Annotated in this window: 3 protein-coding genes; 1 reads left to right on the top strand and 2 read right to left on the bottom strand. The window is 66.1% G+C overall.

The genetic code is table 11. From position 1 onward, the window contains the following. Positions 1 to 361 precede the first annotated feature (361 nt). Entirely contained in the window at positions 362 to 1,060 is a 699-nt protein-coding gene (gene rpe / locus DYI24_RS24600; RefSeq protein WP_107356557.1) for a ribulose-phosphate 3-epimerase, read from the bottom strand. Positions 1,061 to 1,329: 269 nt separating this feature from the next. Here rpe and DYI24_RS24595 point away from each other — a divergent pair, with 269 nt between their 5' ends. After that, on the top strand, positions 1,330 to 2,097 hold the full coding sequence (locus tag DYI24_RS24595) for an EF-hand domain-containing protein (RefSeq protein ID WP_164574184.1): 768 nt from the start codon (positions 1,330 to 1,332) through the stop codon (positions 2,095 to 2,097). A 131-nt stretch (positions 2,098 to 2,228) separates the two neighbouring features. On the opposite strand, the gene DYI24_RS24590 is transcribed toward DYI24_RS24595, so the two are convergent. Beyond that, a partial coding sequence (locus DYI24_RS24590; protein ID WP_205523673.1) for a P1 family peptidase occupies positions 2,229 to 2,785 on the bottom strand: 557 nt, incomplete at its 5' end.

Below are 2,785 nucleotides of genomic sequence, written 5' to 3'. Positions count from 1 at the left end.
GGATTCCGGGCTCGCGCTCCCCGCGCCCCGGAATGACGAACGAGAGGCTGTAACAGCTGCAAGGGGGGACCGATTATGTGGCGCAGTCGCAGCCACTTTCATTTGCGTCATGCGCGGGCTTGACCCGCGCATCCATCGCGCGCGCCAGCGCGCTATCTTGCGAAGAGTGATGGATTGCCGGGTCAAGCCCGGTAATGACGGCGATGTAAACGAGCGGCCGCTAGATGAACGCAGTGATATTCGTGTAAGTCGAAATGGAGGCAGAGTGTGCTCAGGTGGTGCTACATCATCAGTCCCACCTGGCACGGTGCTACGCACTTCTGTCTGTCGTCAGTTTCGACGAGTTTGGTCTGAACGGTCTTTAAACCGCCTCGCCCCGCGCCTGCAGCGCGGCGTTGCGGATGCCGGCGATGTTGGTCTTGTACGCTTCCAGCGTGCCGCCCTTGAACACGGCGGAGCCGGCCACGAAGGCGTTGGCGCCGGCGGCGGCGAGTTCGCCGGCGACCTTGTCGGACACGCCGCCGTCGACCTCGATGTCGATCGGCCGGCCCGCCACCATGGCGCGGATCTGCTTGATCTTCTGAACCGCGCTCGGGATGAACGCCTGGCCGCCGAAGCCGGGGTTCACCGACATCACCAGCACCAGATCGATGTCATCGAGCACGTATTCGATCGCGCTCGGGTGCGTGCCGGGATTGAGCGAGACGCCGGCCTTCTTACCGAGCGCGCGGATCGCCTGCAGCGAGCGGTGCAGATGCGGGCCGGCTTCGGCGTGCACGGTGATGATGTCGCAGCCGGCCTTGGCGAAGGCCTCCAGATACGGATCGCACGGCGCGATCATCAGATGGGCGTCGAACACCTTCTTGGTGTGCGGCCGCATCGCCTTGATCACGTCCGGGCCGTAGGAAATGTTCGGCACGAAATGGCCGTCCATCACGTCGAGATGGATCCAGTCGCAGCCGGCGGTATCGACCGCGCGGACCTCTTCGCCGAGCTTGGAAAAATCCGAGGCGAGGATCGAGGGCGCAATGGCGAGCGGACGGAGCGCGAAGGAGGACATCAGGGCTTCCAGGTGCGTGTGGGGTGGATCAGCTTCGCTACCACGCCGCGCCGGTTCCCCGCAAATCCCGAGCTCACGCCCCGGCCGTGCGGGCCCGGCAGGTTGTGCCGGATGGGGCAGAAATTGCCGTCTTGCCGGCCCGGCGCACGCGAAAAACACCAGCATTTACGGGAGCTTCGCGGCTGGCACGGCGATTGCTCATCCGAAGCTTGGAATGATCCGTGCGTAGTTGCCGGCCGCGGCCAGCGGTGTAATGCGGAGCTTCGATCATGCTGCCTGCCATTGGCGCGCTGGGCGCGCTGTCCGGACTGCTCAATACGCTGAGCTCGACGTCGAAATCGTCGTCGCAGAGCACCAGCTTCACCAACCCGTTTGCCAGCTCGAGCAGCAGCACGAGCACGTCGTCGTTCCCAACCCTGTCGACCAGCGGCACCGGCTCGTTGCCGTCGAGCGGCCTGTCGCAGAAAACCATGCAGGCGCTGCTCGACGCGCAGAGCCAGCAGTCGACCTCCAGCTCCAGCTCGACCGCCTCGAAGACGCGCGACTCCGCGCTGAAGGATCTGTTCAAGCAGATCGATGCCGACGGCGACGGCTCGATCACCAAGGGCGAGTTCGAGAACGCGCTCGGCGCCGGCGGCACCAACGTCGCCAATGCCGACAAGGTGTTCGGCAAGATGGACGCCAACAACGACGGCAAGGTCAGCATGGACGAGATGTCCTCGGCGCTGAAGAGCGGCCGTCGGCATCACGCGCATGGCGGCGGTGGTGCGAACGGTGGCAACAGCGGTGGCGGCAGCAGCGATCCGTTGCTGCAGGCGCTGTCCGGTTCGTCCTCGACCAGCGTCACCAATTCCGACGGCAGCGTGACCACCTCCGTCACCTACTCCGACGGCAGCAAGGTGACGATGACGTCGGCGGCGACCGGCTCGTCGTCGAGCAGCGCGACCTCGTCGTACAATTTCGTCGAGCAGCTGATCCAGCGCCAGGCGTCGCAGATCCAGGCGGCCTCGGCCTCGTCGCTGTCGGTCAGCGCCTGATCACCGACGCTCATTCGTGCTGATGTGTTGCCGGGCTCGACCCGGCAATCCATCGCCTTCGATAAGCAACATGATAATCAACATGCGCGCGATGGACCCGCGGATGACTGCAGCGGCGCTGCCGCCTCACATCATCGCTTCGAGTCGAACCGATCGCGCCACGCCGGCTGCGCGTCCTTGAATGGCAGCGCGGTGGCCTCATAGACGCCGCGCGCGATCGCCCGCGCCACCGTGTTGGCCGCGATAGTGCCGAGCTCGGTGAGACCGGCGAGCGGCTCGACCGGTTTGACGCCGGTCGCCGCGGCGAACACCACGTCGCCGTCGAGCGGCGCATGCACCGGATAGATCGCCCGCGCGAAGCCGGTCTGCGCCAGCATCGCCAGCCGCTTCACCTGGGTCTTGGTCAGCGCCGCGTCGGTGACGACCGCGACCAACGTGGTGTTCTCCACCGCGCTCGGCGTCGCCGCGCCCTTCAGCCGCACTTTGAGCATGTCGGGCGTGAACGGCTCCGGCATGCCGAGCCCGCCGAATTCACCGTCCTGTTCGAACGGTGCCGACCAGAACCACGGGCCGTCGCCGATCGTCGCGCTGCCGATCGCGTTGACCACAGCGATCGCGCCCACCGTAACGCCGCCAGGCGTGGTCGCCGACGCCGAGCCGAGCCCGCCTTTGAGCGTCGCGGTGGTGG

This window comes from Rhodopseudomonas sp. BR0C11 (assembly GCF_010820945.1).
Classification (GTDB): Bacteria; Pseudomonadota; Alphaproteobacteria; order Rhizobiales; family Xanthobacteraceae; genus Rhodopseudomonas; species Rhodopseudomonas palustris_H.
Note: the sequence above shows the minus strand (reverse complement) of the source record. Positions and strands in the feature narration are given on the sequence as shown.

Excerpts from the sequence above, each read along its gene's own strand:
- DYI24_RS24595 (WP_164574184.1), top strand. The coding sequence starts at position 1,330 with ATGCTGCCTGCCATTGGCGCGCTGGGCGCGCTGTCCGGACTGCTCAAT.
- rpe (WP_107356557.1), bottom strand. The coding sequence starts at position 1,060 with ATGTCCTCCTTCGCGCTCCGTCCGCTCGCCATTGCGCCCTCGATCCTC.